Genomic DNA, 18,177 nt, shown 5'->3' with positions numbered 1-18,177 from the left:
AGTACCACCCCCTGTGTGGCCCACCTCACATCGATGGCTCAGGTTCCGGCTGGCGGTGGGCCAACCAGCGCCCGGGTCAGGTCTGGCTGAAGCAGCGCGATCTGCCACTCGCGCGCACCGAGGCCGCGCAGGGTCTCCGCCACGGCGTCCTCGGTGATCTCCTCGGGTGGGACCCAGGCGAGGCGGCGAATCGAGTCCGGGGCGATCAGGTTCTCCGGTGGCAGGGTGTGCGCGCCGGCGGTCCCGACGACCACCTCTCGGCACCGGGCCAGCCGGGCCGCCGCGACCGGGTCCCGCTCGGCCCACCGATGCGGCGGCGGCGGACCCTCGACCGTCGGCGCGACCGGCAGCGCCTCCGCCGGCAGCTCTCGGGCATCGTCCAACGCCGCCAACCAGGTACGGGCCAGCCGGCGTACCGAGCGACCGCCGAAGCCCGGCAGGGTCAGCAGCGTCTTCTCGTCCCGTGGATCCAGCTCGGCGGCGGCGACGATCGCCGAGTCCGGCAGTACCCGTCCCGGCGCCGCGTCGCGGCGCGCCGCGATCTGGTCCCGGGCGTACCACAGGGACCGGACCCGAGCCTGTGCTCGCGCCCCGCGTACCCGATGGATGCCCGAGGTGCGGCGCCAGGGATCGGCGCGGACCCGGGGCGGGCGGGCACCGTTGCGGACCAGCGCGGCGAACTCCTCGGCCGCCCACTCCGCCTTGCCCTGCCGGGTCAGCTCGGCGTCGAGCGCGTCCCGTAACTCGACCAGCAGCTCCACGTCCAGTGCGGCGTAGGTCAGCCAGGACTCCGGCAGCGGCCGGCTCGACCAGTCCGCCGCCGAGTGGTGCTTCTCCAGGCTGAAACCGAGCAGGTTCTCGGTCAGCGCGGCGAGCCCGACCCGCTCGAAGCCGGCGAGTCGGGCGGCCAGCTCGGTGTCGAAGAGCCGCCGTGGCCGCAGACCCAACTCGGCCAGGCAGGGCAGATCCTGACTGGCCGCGTGGAGCACCCACTCGGCCTCGCCGATGACTTCGTCCAGGCTGGTCAGCTCCGGCAGCGCCAGCGGGTCGATCAGGACGGTGCCGGCCCCGGCGCGGCGTAGCTGCACCAGGTACGCCCGTTGGCTGTACCGGTAGCCAGAGGCGCGTTCGGCGTCCAGCGCCACCGGGCCGGTGCCCTGGGCGAAGCGGGCCACGACCCCGGCCAGCTCCGCCGGGGTGGTCACCGGCTTGGGGGTGCCCTCGCCGGGCGCGGTCAGCGGGGCGGGGCTACCCTCGGCGTCACGCAGGGTGGTAGCTGGGCCACCAGCGGCCGGGTCAACGTCCGTGTCCCCCGACCGGATCAACGGCGGGTGCGGTGTGTCTCCCGTGCGATGTGCGGCAGCCCGACGGGGTAGGGGTGGTTCGTCGGTCACCCGACAACCCTATTGCGCTACCCGATCGGGCGGGGACAGCCGGTCCAGTGCGTGTCGGGAGTCGGCCGTTTCGGTTGAGTAAACCGTGAAGACTAAAGTGTGTTTGTGGAGGACACGGTCTACCGACCACAATTTCCGTAGTGGTTGAACAGATAGCGGTCAAGGGCTCGCCGGTCGTCGCCGGGGCGCAACAGCATTGGTACGGGGAGGCGCGGCGCATGGCTGAGGGTGACGGACTGCCCGCGGTGGGAGGAGGCCCCACGCCGGGAGCCACCTGGTCCCCGCCGCTCCAGCCCGGCCCGGGTTCTCCCCAACCGGCGGTTCTCGGGCCGGGTGTTCCACCACCGTCCGTGCCCCCTCCGGGCGGTCCAACCGGGCTCTGGCCCGGCGCCCAGCCGACTCCCGCCCCGCCGCCGAGACGGCCGGGCCTGCTCGGGCGGGTGGCCGTGCCGTCACTCGTCGCGGTGCTGCTGGTGGTGACCGGTGTCCAGGCGTACCAGATCCACCAGCTCACCGACCGGCTCGCCGACACCGACCGGCGATGGGACGCCGGGCGGCAGGAGAGCCAGACCCGGCTCGGCGGGCTGGAGGCCCGGGCGACGGAGCTGGAGTCGGAGATCGGTGCTGCGTTCGACCCAGAGGCGATCGCCGCCGCCGTGCTGCCCAGCGTGTTTCGGGTCCGCGCCGGGCAGTACACCGGCAGCGCGTTCGCCGTCGGTGAGCCGGCCACCGATGGCGGCACCAATCTCCTCACCAACTTCCACGTGGTCGAAGAAGTCTGGGAGGACGGGGACCGGCAGGTCTTCCTGGAGCTCACCGACCAGCGCTTCCCGGCCACCATCGTCGAGGTTGACGAGGCCAACGACCTCGCCCAACTCCAGACGACCAGCACCTTCACCGGGCTGGTCGCCGCCCCGGCCGCGGTCAGGTCCGGCCAGCAGATCGTCGTTGTGGGTGCCCCCCTCGGCCTGGCGGACAGTGTCACCTCCGGTGTGGTGAGCGCGTTCCGCGAGGCCGAGGGGGGCGATCCGCCGGTGATTCAGTTCGACGCGCCGATCAACGAGGGTAACTCGGGGGGACCTGTCATCAACGGCGAGCGGCAGGTGGTCGGGGTCGCCACCGCCAAGGCGCGGGACGCCGAGGGGATCGGCCTCGCCGTGCCGATCGCCACCGCCTGCGAAAGTTTCGAGATCTGCTGATCCTGCTCCGGCGCCGCGTTCCACCTCAGTTCGATCTGCTCTAGCCAACGGGTGACCGCCCGAACTGCTCCACAGGAGGAGAGTCATGTCCCAGCCCCCGATCGAGCCGACCGGTGCTGCACCGCAGCCCGCCGTGCCTGGGCAGCCGACTTCAGCCGCGCCGCAGCAGCCGTCTGGAGCTTCGTCGCAGCCTGCGCCGGGGCAGCCGGCTGAAGCTGCGCCCCACCCCGCTGTGTTGGGGCAGCCGGCTGGGGCTCCGTCGCAGCCTGCTGTGCCGGGGCAGCCAACTGGCGATGCCGCTTGGCACGCCGAGCCGCCGATGTCGGGTCCGCCGCCGATGTCGGGTCCGCCGTTTGGCGCGGCTCCTGGCCGCCCCAAGCCAGCTCGGGTGACGGTGATTCTGGCCGTGGTGGCGGGACTGTTCTTCCTCGCTGGTGGGGTGATGACCGGTCTGTTCCTGACCACCACCGGCGACCTGAACCGGGCCGAGGAGCGGATCAGCGAGCAGGACGCGACCATCGCGGCGACCGCCTCCGAGTTGGAGAAGGTCAAGATCGACCTGCAACGGTCTCAGGAGACGCTGGCGCGTACCCAACAGGATCTCACCGGAACCCAGAACGACCGGGACGAGCAGGCCCGGCAGAAGACGGTTATCGCCAGCTGCCTGGACCAGCTCAGCACCGCGCTCGCCGCGGCGGCCCTCGGCGATGAGCAGGCTTTCGAGGCGGCCAACGAGGGCCTGGAAGAGGTCTGTGAAGAGGCCGACGATTATCTCTGACCAGGGAGGTCCCGGCCTTTAGGGTCGTGCCGGTGGGGCGGCGCTCAGGGTCGTGCCGGTGGGGCGGCGCTCGGGGAGCGCCGTCACCCCGGGCGGCGGGAGGCCGGCGGTCGAGGCGAGCAGGGTGCACCAGGCGTGCAGATGTGGCACGAGCTCGTCGTCCACCGGCGTCCAGGATGCCCGGATCTCGACGTCGCCGGCCGCGGGTGGCCCGGCCAGATCACCGAACCGGGTCGACATGGTCTGTGTGACCGTCCCCCCGATCGCCCGATGCCGGGCGTGCCGCACCCGGAGGGCGTCGGTCAGCCAGGCCCAGCCCACCTCCGGTAGCAGCGGATCGGCGGCCAGATCCACCTCAAGCTCGGCGGTCACGTACGTGACCAGTCGTAGTGTGCCCTGCCACGCCTCGTGCCCGGCGGGATCGTGTAGGAGGATCAGACGTCCGTTCGCCACCTCGTCGTCGTCGCGGAGGACGGTCGCGGCGAGGGCGAAGGTGAAGGGGGCCAGCCGTTGGGGTGCGCCGACCTCCTCCAACTGGATCTCGGCCCGGGTGGCGGCCGATCGTAGCCCGTCAACCGCGCGGGCGAACGTCTCCGGGAGCGCGGTCGGAGGGGTCATTACCGAAGCGTAGAGGTCCCTGGGCCAGCCGATTCGACGGCACGCCGGGGACCGGGGCAGCCGGCGACCGCGTCTGGCCCAGAATGCCACTTTGTGGGCGCGGATCACACGATGTGACGGCGACGGCGGGGCGGGACGGGCGGCGTGGCACGATGGGCCACGATGAGCACCGACACCACGGGCGCTGCCGCCCGAGACGAGGGGCCTCGCCCCGGGGATCCGGCCGACTCTCCCTTTGTTCGGGCGTGCCGGCGCAAGCCCGGCCCGCACACTCCGGTCTGGTTCATGCGCCAGGCGGGCCGCTCACTGCCGGAGTACCGAAAGATCCGGGCGAACGTGGCGATGCTGGAGTCCTGTCGCCGGCCGGAACTGATCACTGAGATCACCCTCCAGCCGGTCCGCCGACACGGGGTTGACGCGGCGATCCTCTTCAGTGACATCGTGGTGCCGGTCGCCGCCGCCGGGGTGGCGCTGGACATCGTCCCCGGCACTGGCCCGGTCGTGACCGATCCCGTCACCACCGCGGCGGACGTGGAGCGGATCCGGCCGATTACCCGCGACGATGTTCACTATGTGGACGAAGCAATCGGGATGCTGGTCGAGGAGCTGGGTGCAACCCCGCTGATCGGCTTCGCCGGCGCCCCGTTCACCCTCGCCAGCTACCTTGTCGAGGGTGGCCCGTCGCGCAACCACACGAAGACCAAGGCCCTGATGTACGGCGATCCGGACCTGTGGCACGCCCTGGCCGGCCGGCTCGCCGAGGTGACGTTGGCCTTCCTGAAGGTGCAGATCGACGCCGGCGTCTCCGCCGTGCAGCTCTTCGACTCCTGGGCCGGTGCCCTCTCCGAGGCCGACTACCGCCGGTACGTGCTGCCGTACTCGCAGGCGGTCCTCGCCGGCCTCGCCGACGCCGGCGTCCCCCGGATCCACTTCGGGGTGGGCACCGGCGAACTGCTCACCGCGATGGGTGAGGCCGGTGCCGACGTGGTCGGCGTTGACTGGCGTACGCCGCTGGATGTCGCCACCCGCCGGGTCGGCCCGCAGCGGGCGGTGCAGGGCAACCTGGATCCGTGCCTGCTGTTCGCCCCGTGGCCGGTGCTTGAGGCCGAGGTCCGACGGGTGCTGGCGCAGGGGCGTGCCGCCCCCGGACACATCTTCAACCTCGGTCACGGGGTGCTACCGGAGACCGACCCCGACGTTTTGACCCGGCTGGTAGCCCTGGTTCACGAGTTGACCGCTCGTGGAGACGGAAGGAGCTGAGTGGCATGGCGACACCGTGGCGGATCGCGGTGGTCGGCGGTGGGATCGCCGGCCTCGCCGCCGCCGTCCAGCTGAGGGACCACGCTCCCACCGGCACCGAGGTGACGGTCTACGAGCGAAGCGACTCCCTCGGCGGCAAGCTGCACACCGGTGAACTGGCCGGAGCTTCAGTGGAGTTCGGCGCGGAAGCGTTCCTGATGCGCGACTCCGCCGGCGGGGAATCGGCCGCGGTAACCCTGATCCGCCGGGTGGGGCTGGCCGACGACATCGTCCACCCCACCGTCGGGCAGGCGGCGCTCCTGGTCGGCGGTGAGCTGCACCCGCTGCCCCGGGGCACGCTGATCGGCGTCCCCGGGGATCTCGCGGCGGTGGCGGCGGTGGCCCGCCCGACCGCGGAGGCCGATGTGGACACCGGCCGGCCGTTGCTCGCCCCCGGCACCGATGTCACGGTCGGGGAGTTGGTCCGGACCCGACTGGGGGACGAGATCGTCGACCGGTTGGTCGAGCCGATGCTCGGCGGCGTCTACGCCGGCCGCGCCGACAACCTCTCCCTGGCCGCCACCATGCCCGCGCTGACCCGGACCGCCCGGGTCGAACACACCCTGGTCGGCGCGGTCCGCGCGGCGCAGGCGGCGGTGCCGCGGTCACCCGGTACGCCGTTCTTCGGCACCCTGGCCGGTGGCCTCAGCACCCTGGTCGAGGCCGCCGCGTCAACCAGCGGCGCCACGATCCGACGGAACGCGACGGTCCGGGCGCTGACCCCGGCCGGCGCCGGCTGGCGCCTGACCGTCGGCCCGAACGGCGACGCGGAGCAGGTCCACGCCGACGCCGTGGTGCTGGCCGTGCCGGCCCGGCCGGCGGGGCGGCTGCTCGCCGATGTCGCCCCGGCTGCCGCCGAGAACGTCGGTGACCTGGCCTACGCCAGCGTCGCACTGGTCACCCTCGCCTTGCCGGCGACGGAGCTGCCCGAGCTCTCCGGCCTCCTGGTCCCGGTCGGCGAGGGGCTGCTGATGAAGGCCTCCACCTTCTTCACCCGCAAGTGGGGGCACCTGCGCCGGCCCGACGGGTTGACCCTGGTCCGCGCCTCGGTCGGCCGGTACGGGGACGAGGCGCAGCTACAGCGCCCCGACGGGGACCTCGTCGACACCGTGCACCGGGAACTGTCGGCGGTGCTTGGTGCCGAGCTGCCCACCCCCGTCGCCACACACGTGCAGCGCTGGGGTGGGTCGCTGCCGCAGTACGCGCCGGGCCACCTGGAGCGGGTGGCGTCGGCGCGGGCGACGCTGCGGGCGCAGCGGCCAACCCTCGCGCTGGCGGGAGCCGGCTATGACGGCGTCGGAATTCCGGTCTGTATCCGTTCCGGCGCGGCGGCGGCCGACGAGATCATCACTGCACTGAAGGGTTCCGGGATATGACCGAGCAGACCAACGCGGCCCGGCTGAACGAGCTGAACGCGACGATCCGGTACACCATGTGGTCGGTGTATCGGACGAGCCAAGCCCTGCCGTCACTACGCGAGAACGTCACCGCCGAGGCTACCGCCTTCTTCGACGAGCTGGCCGGCGAGGACGTGACCATCCGGGGCACGTACGACGTGGCGGGGCTGCGCGCCGACGCCGACCTGATGATCTGGTGGCACTCCTCGTCGAGTGACGCGCTCCAGGACGCGTACCTGCGGTTCCGGCGTACCACGCTGGGGCGTTCGCTGACCCCGGTCTGGTCCCAGCTCGGGCTGCACCGGCCGGCGGAGTTCAACAAGAGCCACATCCCGGCGTTCCTCGCCGATGAGCAGGCCCGGGACTATCTCTGCGTGTACCCCTTCGTCCGCTCGTACGAGTGGTATCTGCTGCCGGACGCGGAGCGGCGGGAGCTGCTGGCCGAGCACGGCGGGATGGCCCGCGGCTACCCCGACGTGCGGGCCAACACGGTCGCCTCGTTCGCCCTCGGCGACTACGAGTGGCTGCTCGCCTTCGAGGCCGACGAGCTGCACCGCATCGTTGACCTGATGCGGGACCTGCGGGCCTCCCGTGCCCGCCGGCACGTCCGCGAGGAGATCCCGTTCTACACCGGGCGCCGCCGCGCGATCGCCGACATCATCGCCAGCCTGCCCTGATCGCACCGCGCCCTCCCCACCCGGCGGTACGGCAGTGGCCTGGCCGGCTCAGCCGCTCTGGCAGCCGACGGGCCTCGGGTGACCGCCGGGTGTGGGTAGGGCGTTCGGGAGAGTCAAGCCGAGGTGGGCTCGGTGAACTCCGGCTGGTCGAGCACGCGTAGCCAGGACCCGTCGGGCTGGCGGCGGACGACCTGCGCCCGAGCGCCCGCACCGTCACTCGGCGGTGTCGAGGTCAGGGCGAGGTCGCCGCAGACAAGTGTGGGCAGCGGCTCTTCCGGCGTGAAGTGTGGCCGGCTGGCGAGCACCTCTTCCCACAGGGCCTGGATCGCCGCGCGTCCGACAGTCCGGTCGCCGGGCGGGTAGGCCATGACCGCGTCCGGTTCGTAGAGCGCGGCGACGCCCGCGGCGACGCCCGCGGCGTCGCCGGCGTTGGAGCGTTCGACGAAGAGGCGGGTGAGGTCTTCGGGCTGCATGGCTTTCGAACGGTCCGACATGTTTTTCCTTTCGACGCTTTCTGCGGAACCAAGCGTTCTGTTCGGCGTTTCCTGCGGAACCAAGCGTGTCCCGGCTGACTTCAGAAGTCCAACAGATACTTTTTATGAAAGCTATAATCTCCTGTTATGGAGCTGAGGCAGCTGGAGTACTTTGTCGCAGTCGCCGAGGAAGCCAGCTTCACCCGCGCTGCCGAACGGGTACGGATCAGTCAACCTGGAGTGAGCGCACAGATCCGCGAGCTCGAACGCGAACTCGGCGCCACCCTCATCGACCGCTCCACCCGAACGGCGAGCCTCACCGATGCCGGCCGGGCCGCACTCGAACCGGCCCGGGCCGCGCTCGCCTCTGCTGACGCGATGAAGCAGGCGGTCGGCGACGTGATCGGACTCATCCGCGGTCGCCTCACCGTCGGCATGGTGATCGGGTGCACAGTCACCCCGTTCTTCGACGCCGTGGCGGCGTTTCACCACGCGCACCCCGGTGTGGAGATCACCTTGCTCGAGCACCACTCGGCCCGGCTCCTCCGGGACGTCCAGTCCGGCGCTGTCGACCTTGCTCTCATCGGCACCGCCGATCCCACGCCGGCCGGCTCGAACACCCTCACGGTGATCAGCGAACCACTCGTCGCCCTCGTCCCACCCGGGCATCTCCTCGCCACAGAGGCGGCCGTGACCATGGCCGATCTCGCCGACCACCCGCTGGTGTGTATGCCCGAGGGCACCGGCATCCGTACCGTCCTCGACCGGGCCTGCACCTGGCACCGCGTCCGGCCGGCCATCAGCGTCCAGGCCAGCGCCGCGGACGCCATCGCCGACCTCGCCGCCCGCGGGCTGGGCGTGGCCATCCTCAGCGAGTCCATGTCGCGGGACTACCACGGCCGCCTGATCGCGTTGCCGATCGTCGACATCGACGAGCCAGCCCTGCTGGCTCTGGTCTGGAGCGGTACGCAGAGTCCCGCCCTCGATCGCCTGGTCCAGCACTGTCGCGACACCTTCACTGCCGGGCCGTGATTCCGGCCCCGGCCCGGTAGCGATCCGCGGTGTGCTACGCCGTCGATGTGTCCCGGCGCATCGGCGTGTGCAGAATGCCGGCCTCGAGGTACTCCGGCCCGGTGACCGTGAACCCGTGTCGGGTGTAGAAGTCGACCAGCTGTGACTGCGCTTCGAGGGTGCACGGGCTCTCGCTGACCTCCACGAGGGCAGCGGTCATCAGCCGGCCCGCGTACCCCGCGCCGCGCGCCTCCTTCGCCACCACCACCCGGCCGATCCGTCGCCGGCCGTCCGGATCGGCCAGGATCCGCAGGTACGCCACCGGTGTCCCGGCCTGCTCCAGCCAGAGGTGGCGGGTGCCCGGCTCCACGTCCCGGCCGTCCAGCTCCGGGTACGGGCACTCCTGTTCCACCACGAACACGTCCACGCGCAGCCGGAGCAGGTCATGGAAAACACGGGCGGACAGGTCGGCGAAGGAGGCGGTGCGGAGCTCAGCGGTGGGTGGCATCCTGCGATGGTAGGTCGCTGGCCGATGCCGATGCCGATGCCGATGCCGGCTGCCGGGAGGCGGAGCGCCGCCGGCGAAGCAGCGTGCCGGCGACCGCCACCGCGAACAGCGCGGCGACCACGGCCCCGATCGTCCACGGGCCCAGACTGTCCACCCACCCGCTGATCGTGGCCTGCACCCGACCGGCCGCGTCGATCACCGGGTCGTTGACGTCGCCACCGGCGAAGAGCCGGATCTCGTACCAGCCGTACCAGGCGACGTAGCCGCCGGTCAGCACCAGCAGCAGGCCGGCGATGCGGCCGAGCAGCGGCCCGGCCCGCCGGGTGCGCCGGACCAGAGACTCCCGGGCCAGCGCGACCGCGAGCGCCGCGGCGCCGACCATCAGGCCCATCCCGACCGCGTACGCGACGAAGAGCCCGACCCCGGCGAGCGGGCTGCCCGCCCGGAATCCGGCGACCACCACGGCCAGGAACGGTCCGATGGTGCAGCCGAGAGAGGCGATCGCGTAGGCCGCACCGAAGAGGACCATCGATCCAAAGCTGCGCCGGACCTCGGGACCGTTGGCGATCCGCGGGGTGAAGGTCGGTAGCGCCCGGCCCGCGACGAGCCAGCCGCCGGTGGCGACCAGGGCGAGCCCGATCGCGACCGACACCCAGGGCAGGCGGCTGGCCAGGGCGTCGGCGGCGGGGCCGGCGAGGAGCCCGAACCCACCGAAGACGGCGACGAAGCCGAGGGTCATGGCGGCGGTCAGGGCCAACGCCCGACCCACCGGCGCGAGCGGCCCGCGGCCGTCCGCCGGGCCGTCCCCCAGCACCAGCATCGACAGGTACGCCGGCAGCAGCGCGAAGCCACACGGGTTGACGGCGGCGAGCAGCCCGGCGCCGAGCGCGAGACCGTAGGGGGCGTCAACCATCTCAGGTCAGCTCCGCGACCCGCTCGCGGAGGTCGGAGTCGGAGAACGAACCCTTGTGGACGACCTTGCCGGCGGAGTCCAGCAGCACGTAGTACTGCTGCGAGACCACCTCGAACCGCTGCCACACCTCGCCCGCGTCGTCGGCCAGTTGCGGGAAGCCCTGGATGCCCGTGTCCTGAGCGAATCGGAGCATCGCGTCGTCACCACTGCCGAGCCCGGCCACCCCGACCACGTTCACCCGGTCGGCGTTGTCCTGCTGCACGGCTGCCACCGCTTCGGCCGAGCCCCGGCACGTGGGGCACCAGGCGGCCCAGAACCAGAACACGGTCGGCTTGCCGGCGAGGCTGGCCCCGGTGAACGTGTCACCGTCGATGGTGCGCGCGGTGAAGTCGAGGGTCTGCGGCACCTCGGGTGCCGTCTCGCCGGTCGGGCTCGCCTCGGTGGTGGCGGGCGCGTTGGTGGACGCGGTCGTCGGGGTGGGGGTGGGCTCGGCACTCGCGGAGGTGTCCGCGGAGCTCCCGCAGGCGGAGAGCGCCACAACGATGGTCAGTGCGATCGGAATTGTACGGGTCATGGTGGGCATGTCCGGATGTTAGCCGGGCGCGGCACCACGTCTTCTTACCGCTCTCTAACGTCGGCGCCCCGAACGCCACCACGGCTCTCCGCCCCGGAACCGTCACCCGGGCGATTGGCCGCCCTGCCCGGCTGCCCCTGACGCTCAGGACGGCCGGGCGCCGACCGAGTCGCGGACCTGGGTGCCCTCGGTTCCCTCCTTGCTCCGGGCACAGTGGGCGCAGCAGAAGAAGCGGCCGGAGACCTCCACCCCGTGGCCCAAGATCTTGACCTGGCAGTGTTCGCAGATCGGAGCCAGCTTGTGCGCGGCGCACTCGAAGCTGTCGAAGGTGTGCACGCCGCCGCCGACCGTGCGCACCTCGAACGTCATCCAGTAGTCGTTCTCGCAGACCTCACAGATAGCCATGACAAAACCCCCGAATTCGGCTCCGTAACCGTAAGCGTCGAACATCCGCTGCGGGCCGGCAACCGGAATCGGCGAACCGGAGCGGAATATCGGCGTCCCCACTCCGCCGCTCGCACTTCCGCGCGTCGAGGCCCGCCGTCAGGTGTCGCGTGGCTCTAGTCGGAGGGACACCGAGTTCACACAGTGCCGGGTGTCCTTCGGGGTGAAGCCCTCCCCGGTGAAGACGTGTCCCAGGTGGCTGTCGCAGCGGGCACAGCGGATCTCCGTCCGAACCATGCCCATACTCCGGTCCTCGACCTCCCGGACCCGCCCGGGAATGGCATCGTCGAAGCTCGGCCAGCCGCAGTGCGAGTCGAACTTCGCATCGCTGGCAAACAGCTCCAGCCCGCAGGCGCGGCAGTGGTAGACCCCCGGGGTCTTGGTATCCACGTACTCGCCGCTCCACGGGGCCTCGGTACCGTGCTCCCGCAGCACCCGAAACTCCTCGGGGCTGAGCCGAACCCGCCACTCGTCCTCGGTGCGGGGCAGTTCACTGTCGTCGAGACTCACCCGCCAACGGTACGTCGAACGTCGTGGCCATCGCATATGGTCGCGCAATGGGTGGCACGAGGGCCGCAGTCGAGGAGATCGAGGTCGCCGGGCAGCGGGTCCGGCTGAGCAGCCCCGATCGGGTGATCTTTCCACAACGCGGTTTCACCAAGGCCGATGTCTTCCACTACTACCTCGCCGTCGGTCCGGGCATCATGCGCGCACTGGGCGAACGGCCGACCACCCTGCAACGCTTCCCCGACGGGATCGAGGGGGACGCTTTCTTCCAGAAGCGGGTGCCAGCCCGCGGCGTGCCCCCCTGGCTTCGCACCGCGCAGATCAGCTTCCCCAGTGGCCGCAAGGCGGCCGAGCTCTGCCCGGCGGATCTGGCCCATGTGGCGTGGGCAGCCCAGATGGGCACCGTGGTCTTTCATCCGTGGCCGGTCCGTGCTGCCGAGCCGGACCGCCCCGACGAGCTGCGGATCGACCTCGACCCGCAGCCCGGCACCGACTTCGCCGACGCGGCGAAAGCGGCGACCGAGCTCCACGGGATCCTGGCGGAGCTGGGGGTCCCCGGTTGGCCGAAGACCTCCGGCGGCCGGGGCGTCCACGTCTATCTGCGGATCCAGCCCCGCTGGTCCTTCGTCGAGGTTCGCCGGGCGACCATCGCCCTGGCCCGGGAGCTGGAGCGGCGCCGGCCCGAGCTGGTCACCACCGCATGGTGGAAGGAGGAGCGCGGCACCCGGGTCTTCGTCGACTACAACCAGATGGCCCGAGACCGGACGATCGCGTGCGCCTACTCGCTGCGGGCCAACGCCCGCGCCACCGCCTCCACCCCGTTGGCCTGGGACGAGTTGGCCGACGCCGAACCGGACGACTTCGACCTGCGCAGCGTGCCGGCGCGGCTGGCCGAGCGTGGCGACCCACACGCCGGCATCGACGACGCCCCGTGGGACATCACGCCCCTGCTGGAATGGGTCGAGCGGGACGCCGCCAGCGGGCAGGGCGACCTGCCCTACCCACCGGAACACCCCAAGATGCCCGGGGAGCCGAAGCGGGTGCAGCCGTCGAAGGACCGAGACCGCCCCCGCTAGCCGTCACAGCGGCAACTTCATGCCCTCGTGGCTGGCGACGAAGCCGAGGCTCAGATAGAAGCGGTGCGCCTCCTGCCGGGACTTGTCCGTCGTCAGCTGGACCAGCGCACACCCACGCGCCCGGGCCTGATCGATCGCCCAGGCCATCAGCTGCCGACCCAGCCCCCGTCCGCGCTGGTCGGAGCGGACGCGGACGGACTCGATCAACTGCCGCTCGGCGCCGTGCCGGCTGAGCCCAGGAATGTAGGTGAGCTGCATGCAGCCCAGCACCTCGCCACCGGCCTCGGCGACGACGAACTGGTTGCGCGGGTCGGCGGTGATATCCGCGAATGCCTGCTCGTAGCGGGCGTCCACCTGCCCGCCATCGCGGGTGCGGCCCAGCAGGTCGTCGGCGAGCAGATCGAGCACGGTGGGCAGGTCGGCCCGGGTCGCCTCCCGGAAGATCACATCGTGCATCCGGGGAGAATGCCACAGCGCGAGAACCGCCGCACCCGACTGGGTCACTGGGGCGGGCAGCGCTTCCCCTCGGCTGGCACGGTCAGGTCAACCAGGTACGCGTCAACCGCCGCGCTGATGCAGTCCGTCTGCGGGTAGGCGGTGTGCCCCTCGCCCTCCCAGGTGAGCACCCGCCCCACGCCCAGCATCTCGGCCAGCGCCGGGGTCTGCTCGTAGGGGGTCGCCGGATCCCCCGTGGTGCCCACCACCAGGATCGGCGGTGCCTCGTCGGCTGCCGCGGTCGGGTACGGGTCCCGGCTGCCGGGCCACTCGGCGCAGGTGAGCATGCCGACCGCGAGCGCCGGACCGAACAGCGGGTACTGCTCACGCCACTGCGACTGGAGCTGCCGGATCTGCTCCCGGCTCAGCTTCTCCTCCTCGTCGGCACAGTTCACCGCGAGATTCGCGTCGAACATGTTCGAGTAGGCGCCGTCGGGCTCCCGACCCGCGTACGCGTCGGCGAGGTGGAACACCCCGGTCGCGTCCCCGCCCTCCAACTCGTCGATCGCCTGGGCCAGCTGCTCCCAGCCGGCCTCGGTGTAGAGCGAGGAGACCACCGCGTAGAAAATCCACCCCGGCGTCGCCTCCCGCCCATCGTCGCCCAGCACCGGGGAGACGCGCGCCTTGTCGATGGCCGAGGTGACCGCCTCCCGCGCGCTGGGAGAGATCGGGCAGCGGTCGGAGTTGGTGGAGCACCACAGGGAGAAGTTGTCGAAGGCCCGCTCGAAGCCCTTGGCCTGGCTCTCCGAGCTGGCTACCTGGTCCAGTCGAGGGTCAACGGCCCCGTCCAGCACCAGCGCCCGCACCCGCTCCGGGTGGAGTTGGGCGTAGACGGCGCCGAGCAGGGTGCCGTACGAGTAGCCGAGATAGGTCAACTTCTCGTCGCCGACGGCAGCCCGGATCGCGTCGATGTCGTGGGCCGCCTGCTCCGTGCTGTACAGCGCGAGCTGATCGCCGTAGCGGTCGCCGCACTCGCGCCCGATCTGTTGGTTCAGCTCGACGAGACCGTCGAAGGACTGCTGGCTCTCCGGATCCGGGTCGTAGCCGAAGCTGGCGTCGAGGTTGGCGTCCGAGATGCACTCCACCGGGCTGGAGCGGGCCACCCCACGCGGGTCGAAGCCGACGATGTCGAAGCGGTCGGTGACCGCGGTGGGCAGGCCGCCGAGCACGGCCGGGAAGGAGAGGTAGACAGCGGTGTCCACGCCGGAGCCACCCGGCCCACCCGGGTTGATCACCAGCGAGCCGATCCGGTCCCGCTGGTTCGTGGACCGGGCCCGCAGCAGCGCGATCTCGAAGGTCTCCCCGGCGCCCGGCCCGGCGGTGGCGGCGGCGCCGTCGGCCCAGTTCCGGGGAACCTCGATCTGGGTGCACTCATAGCGCATGCCTGGTGCGGTACGCCCCACCAACTCCTCGGCCACCTCCGGACATGCTTGCCAGGTCGGCGCGGTGCCGGACGGCCCCGAGGGCTGGGCCTCGGTGCGTGGCGCGAGCGCCGGCAGGGTGCAGCCGGCCGCGAGGAACGTGCTGGCCAGGAGGAGTACGGCCGGGGCGAACCGGCGGGCGGGGTTGCGAACCACGGGGTGGACCTTTCGGGGTCGGAGTAGCCGGCTACGCCGGCCCGGACATGGCTCCATCGCTCTCCGGGTCGCCCCGGAGCACCTGATCCACGTCGAACCGGACCGGACGGTCGAGCTGGTCGTAACGGCAGGAACGGGGTTTGCGGTCCGGGCGCCACCGGACGAACTGGGCGGTGTGCCGGAACCGATCGCCCTCCATCGCGTCGTAGCTCACCTCGACCACCAACTCCGGTCGCAGTGGCTCCCACTCCAGGTTCTTCGTGCCGGTCCACCGGCTGACCCCGCCCGGGATGCGCTGACCGCGTTGGTGGTCGCCGTGCACCCAGGGATGATCTGCGCCGGCGTCCCGGTATGGCTCCACCTCGTCCAGCAGCGCCTTTCGGCGGGCCATGGGGAACGACGCGCTCACCCCCACATGATGCAGGACGCCGGCGTCGTCGTAGAGCCCGAGCAGAAGCGAGCCGACCACCGGGCCGGACTTGTGCCAGCGGAAACCCGCCACCACGACATCGACCGTGCGCTTGTGCTTAACCTTGAACATCAGGCGTCTACCCGGCTCGTACGGCAGCTCGGCGGGTTTGCCGATCAGTCCGTCCAGCCCCGCCCCCTCGAACCGGTCGAACCAGCGGCGCGCGGTGGCCGGGTCGGTGGTGATCTGGGTGACGTGCATCGGAGGCGCGACACCGCCCAACGCCGCCTCCAGCCGGGACCGTCGGTGCGGGTAGGGCTGCGCCAGGAGGGATTCGTCGGCGAGGGCGAGCAGGTCAAACGCCACGAAATCCGCAGGGGTGGTCCCGGCGAGCAGGTGTACCCGGGAGGCGGCCGGGTGGATGCGCTGGGCCAGCAGTTCGAAGTTGAGCCGGGGCTGCCCGCCCGGCCGATCGCGCTGGATCACGATCAGCTCGCCGTCAACGACGCAGCGCTCGGGTAGCTGCCGGCGGGCCTGCTCGACCACCTCGGGGAAGTAGCGGGTGATCAGCTTGCCGCCCCGGCTGGCCAGCTCGACCTCCGCACCGTCGCGGAACACGATGCACCGGAAGCCGTCCCACTTCGGCTCGTAGGTCATCCCGGTCGCGGTCGGGATCTGCGGGACACTCTTGGCGAGCATCGGTTCGACCGGCGGGCTGATCGGCAGCTTCACGGCGACCAGTCAACCAGACGGCACCGACTGCCGTGGGGAGGAACACCAGCCACGGCTGCCCCTTCCTGGCTGCCGAGCAGCCGGTGGGCCCGGGTGGGTATGCGGCCGCTGGAATCAGCAGCGGGACGGCACCGTCTTCTCCAGCAACACCAGCGGCACGCCGTTCGGGTCCTTGTCGTGGCCCACCAACCGGTAGCCGGAGCGCTGGTAGAGCCGTCGACTCCCCGCGCTCTCCGCCCCGGTGAACAGGGTGAACCGACTCACCTGTGCGCCCGCCACCGTCTCGACCGCGCGCAACAGGCGGCCACCGATGCCCCGGCCCTGCTGGTCGGGGGCGACCGCCAGCCGGCCGATGGAGGCGATGGCGCCATCGACGCGGACCCGGACCGAACCGACGAGTCGGTGGCCCAGTCGGGCGGTGAGCACCGTCTGCGGGCTGGCGAGCACGGACCGAATCTCGTCCAGGGTCTCGGTGAGCGGCGGCAGGAACGGGTCCGCGTAGCGCTGTGCCTCGGCCAGATACGCGGCGAGTTGGACGGTGAGGATCTCCCCGGCGTCGGCCGGGGTCGCGGGAGCGATCAACGGGCGAGCGGTCACCGGCCCAGCCAACCACAGCGCCGCGACCGTGCGGTGCCCGAGTCCCTTGGCGACAGTAAGCTACCGGAGCTGGTGAATATCGTTGCTGGTAGATTCCGTGAGTGGTGGTGTCGTGCCGGCTCGGGCCCGCCGCCGCCGCACGTCGACGAGACGGCTAGAACCGCGCGAACGAGCGAAGCGGCGCCCGCGGGCCGAACTTCGGAGCCGTGATGCCGGCCGCCGCCAGCAGGACGCAGACCCGACCCCGGTGGCCTCGGAACGGTTCGAGCAGGGCCAGCATCCGGGCGTCGTCGCCACGCGCCTCACCGGCGAGGGCCCAGGCCACCGTGTTCGGTATGTGGTAGTCGCCGACGCTCACCGCGTCCGGATCGCCGTACGTGACGCGGACCACCTCGGCCGCGGTCCACGGGCCGATCCCCGGGACGGCGGTGAGCCGGCGGGTGGCCTCGGCCGAGTCGGCGCACCGCTCCAGCCGGTCGGCCACCGCGGCGGCCCGGCGTAGCGTGTCGGCGCGCTGCTGTTCGATCCCGAGGGGGTGGAAGGCCCAGTACGGGGTGGCCGCCACCGCCGCCGGCTCCGGCGGCAACAGCAGCGGCTGCATCGGCCCGGGGGCCGCCGCCCGGAAGTGGCGGACGGTGGCGGCGTACGCCCGGTACGCCTCCTTGCCGGTCACCCGCTGTTCGAGGATGGCCCGGAACACCCGGGGGAAGACCTGGCCGCTGGTCGGCAGCCGCAGCCCCCGGTGTCGGGCGGCCAGGTCGGCCACCACCGGGTGCGCGGCGGCCAGTTCGGCGAAGCCGGTCAGGTCGTCCCGGAGGCCGGCGAGGGCGTCGGCCTGGTGCACCACCCAGTCGGCGCCGGGGCCGTACCCCTCGGCGACCAGGTTGCCGGCGTCGGGGCGTAGGGCGAGGGTGGCGGGTCCGTCCGGGGTCCGGGTGGCCCACCAGAGCGTCCCGGCGGCAATTCGGGCGCAGGGGTCGTACGGGCTGAAGGTGAGGGGCCGGACCGACGCGGCCAGCTGGTATCCGGCCGGCGGGTGCAGCAACCGGCGGGCGGTGGGTTCGGTCCCGGACACCCCGACAATGCTGCCACCCGGCACCGCGACCGGCCGCCAGCGGGTACGCCGACTGTGGCCCGGTCGACTTCCCCGCGACGGGTAGCTACTCATGACGTTGGTTTGCAGAAAGTGGCGTGTGTTCTCGACGTTTGCTGTGATGAAAGTGCAATCATTCAAAATTTATAGTTGAAATACCAATGACATATGTTTGGTGTTTTTAATCCTTTCTGGGTTCTCCTATGAGAATTCGGTGTGTTGCAGGTCACAGTCGCGTGGCGGAGTGACTTCGTTGATTGCCGTTCGGCGTGTTTGTACAGGCCGGACTGAGTGCATAGTAGACAGTCTGCAGACCTTGGTCGGCTCCTATATGGATTCCAGCCGGGTGCGGTGGTGCGGGCGGGCTGCGGGTTGTGGGACGAGTGCTTAGGGTCGCGGCTGCGGA

Annotated in this window: 20 protein-coding genes; 7 read left to right on the top strand and 13 right to left on the bottom strand. The window is 71.4% G+C overall.

All coding sequences use genetic code 11. From position 1 onward, the window contains the following. Positions 1 to 38: 38 nt before the first annotated feature. Complete coding sequence (locus tag SALPAC6_RS0111025; protein ID WP_026189549.1) at positions 39 to 1,394, bottom strand: HRDC domain-containing protein; 1,356 nt, start codon at positions 1,392 to 1,394, stop codon at positions 39 to 41. 218 nt (positions 1,395 to 1,612) lie between these two features. Between SALPAC6_RS0111025 and SALPAC6_RS0111020 the strand changes: the two genes are divergently transcribed. Beyond that, on the top strand, positions 1,613 to 2,593 hold the full coding sequence (locus SALPAC6_RS0111020) for a S1C family serine protease (RefSeq protein WP_080636156.1): 981 nt from the start codon (positions 1,613 to 1,615) through the stop codon (positions 2,591 to 2,593). 85 nt (positions 2,594 to 2,678) lie between these two features. After that, a complete protein-coding gene (locus SALPAC6_RS0111015) occupies positions 2,679 to 3,371 on the top strand; it encodes a hypothetical protein (protein ID WP_109746656.1) in 693 nt (230 codons plus the stop codon). An 18-nt stretch (positions 3,372 to 3,389) separates the two neighbouring features. On the opposite strand, the gene SALPAC6_RS0111010 is transcribed toward SALPAC6_RS0111015, so the two are convergent. Further along, entirely contained in the window at positions 3,390 to 3,989 is a 600-nt protein-coding gene (locus tag SALPAC6_RS0111010; RefSeq protein ID WP_018253467.1) for a DUF3000 domain-containing protein, read from the bottom strand. Between the two features lie 162 nt (positions 3,990 to 4,151). Between SALPAC6_RS0111010 and hemE the strand changes: the two genes are divergently transcribed. From hemE to hemQ, 3 genes are read left to right on the top strand one after another with little or no spacing between them, the layout of a single operon-like run. Next, positions 4,152 to 5,249, top strand: coding sequence for a uroporphyrinogen decarboxylase (hemE, locus tag SALPAC6_RS0111005; RefSeq protein ID WP_018253466.1), 1,098 nt, complete (start codon positions 4,152 to 4,154; stop codon positions 5,247 to 5,249). Positions 5,250 to 5,254: 5 nt separating this feature from the next. After that, positions 5,255 to 6,664 (top strand): protoporphyrinogen oxidase, encoded by a 1,410-nt coding sequence (gene hemG / locus SALPAC6_RS0111000; protein WP_018253465.1) that lies wholly within the window; start codon positions 5,255 to 5,257, stop codon positions 6,662 to 6,664. Further along, positions 6,661 to 7,362 (top strand): hydrogen peroxide-dependent heme synthase, encoded by a 702-nt coding sequence (gene hemQ, locus SALPAC6_RS0110995; RefSeq protein ID WP_018253464.1) that lies wholly within the window; start codon positions 6,661 to 6,663, stop codon positions 7,360 to 7,362. Before hemG ends, hemQ begins: the two co-directional genes overlap by 4 nt. Positions 7,363 to 7,475: 113 nt before the next feature. Here hemQ and SALPAC6_RS0110990 read toward each other — a convergent pair whose 3' ends face one another. Then, complete coding sequence (locus SALPAC6_RS0110990; RefSeq protein ID WP_018253463.1) at positions 7,476 to 7,835, bottom strand: YybH family protein; 360 nt, start codon at positions 7,833 to 7,835, stop codon at positions 7,476 to 7,478. Positions 7,836 to 7,982: 147 nt separating this feature from the next. On the opposite strand from SALPAC6_RS0110990, the gene SALPAC6_RS0110985 reads away from it, so the two are divergent. Continuing rightward, complete coding sequence (locus tag SALPAC6_RS0110985; RefSeq protein WP_018253462.1) at positions 7,983 to 8,867, top strand: LysR family transcriptional regulator; 885 nt, start codon at positions 7,983 to 7,985, stop codon at positions 8,865 to 8,867. A gap of 34 nt (positions 8,868 to 8,901) precedes the next feature. On the opposite strand, the gene SALPAC6_RS0110980 is transcribed toward SALPAC6_RS0110985, so the two are convergent. The 5 genes from SALPAC6_RS0110980 to msrB form a co-directional block, all read right to left on the bottom strand. Beyond that, positions 8,902 to 9,354 (bottom strand): GNAT family N-acetyltransferase, encoded by a 453-nt coding sequence (locus tag SALPAC6_RS0110980; protein ID WP_018253461.1) that lies wholly within the window; start codon positions 9,352 to 9,354, stop codon positions 8,902 to 8,904. Continuing rightward, positions 9,338 to 10,267: a cytochrome c biogenesis CcdA family protein gene (locus SALPAC6_RS0110975; protein WP_018253460.1), complete on the bottom strand. Its 930-nt coding sequence runs from the start codon at positions 10,265 to 10,267 to the stop codon at positions 9,338 to 9,340. Before SALPAC6_RS0110975 ends, SALPAC6_RS0110980 begins: the two co-directional genes overlap by 17 nt. Before the next feature lies 1 nt (position 10,268). Beyond that, positions 10,269 to 10,850, bottom strand: coding sequence for a TlpA family protein disulfide reductase (locus SALPAC6_RS0110970; RefSeq protein ID WP_020493571.1), 582 nt, complete (start codon positions 10,848 to 10,850; stop codon positions 10,269 to 10,271). A gap of 135 nt (positions 10,851 to 10,985) precedes the next feature. Continuing rightward, on the bottom strand, positions 10,986 to 11,246 hold the full coding sequence (locus SALPAC6_RS0110965; protein WP_026189548.1) for a hypothetical protein: 261 nt from the start codon (positions 11,244 to 11,246) through the stop codon (positions 10,986 to 10,988). 138 nt (positions 11,247 to 11,384) lie between these two features. Next, positions 11,385 to 11,795, bottom strand: a complete 411-nt coding sequence (msrB, locus tag SALPAC6_RS0110960; protein WP_018253457.1) for a peptide-methionine (R)-S-oxide reductase MsrB — start codon at positions 11,793 to 11,795, stop codon at positions 11,385 to 11,387. A 47-nt stretch (positions 11,796 to 11,842) separates the two neighbouring features. Between msrB and ligD the strand changes: the two genes are divergently transcribed. Beyond that, a complete protein-coding gene (gene ligD, locus SALPAC6_RS0110955) occupies positions 11,843 to 12,868 on the top strand; it encodes a non-homologous end-joining DNA ligase (RefSeq protein WP_018253456.1) in 1,026 nt (341 codons plus the stop codon). A 3-nt stretch (positions 12,869 to 12,871) separates the two neighbouring features. On the opposite strand, the gene SALPAC6_RS0110950 is transcribed toward ligD, so the two are convergent. From SALPAC6_RS0110950 to SALPAC6_RS0110930, 5 genes are all read right to left on the bottom strand, one after another. After that, on the bottom strand, positions 12,872 to 13,324 hold the full coding sequence (locus SALPAC6_RS0110950; protein ID WP_026189547.1) for a GNAT family N-acetyltransferase: 453 nt from the start codon (positions 13,322 to 13,324) through the stop codon (positions 12,872 to 12,874). Between the two features lie 44 nt (positions 13,325 to 13,368). Beyond that, positions 13,369 to 14,940: an alpha/beta hydrolase gene (locus tag SALPAC6_RS0110945; RefSeq protein ID WP_018253454.1), complete on the bottom strand. Its 1,572-nt coding sequence runs from the start codon at positions 14,938 to 14,940 to the stop codon at positions 13,369 to 13,371. Between the two features lie 31 nt (positions 14,941 to 14,971). Further along, positions 14,972 to 16,081 carry an ATP-dependent DNA ligase gene (locus tag SALPAC6_RS0110940; protein WP_018253453.1) on the bottom strand — a complete coding sequence of 370 codons (1,110 nt, stop codon included), beginning with the start codon at positions 16,079 to 16,081 and terminating at the stop codon, positions 14,972 to 14,974. Positions 16,082 to 16,195: 114 nt separating this feature from the next. Then, on the bottom strand, positions 16,196 to 16,678 hold the full coding sequence (locus SALPAC6_RS0110935) for a GNAT family N-acetyltransferase (RefSeq protein ID WP_018253452.1): 483 nt from the start codon (positions 16,676 to 16,678) through the stop codon (positions 16,196 to 16,198). A gap of 154 nt (positions 16,679 to 16,832) precedes the next feature. Next, a complete protein-coding gene (locus SALPAC6_RS0110930; protein WP_026189546.1) occupies positions 16,833 to 17,753 on the bottom strand; it encodes a DNA-3-methyladenine glycosylase family protein in 921 nt (306 codons plus the stop codon). Positions 17,754 to 18,177: the final 424 nt, after the last annotated feature.

The organism is Salinispora mooreana, assembly GCF_000379065.1.
Taxonomy (GTDB): domain Bacteria; phylum Actinomycetota; class Actinomycetes; order Mycobacteriales; family Micromonosporaceae; genus Micromonospora; species Micromonospora mooreana.
Note: the sequence above shows the minus strand (reverse complement) of the source record. Positions and strands in the feature narration are given on the sequence as shown.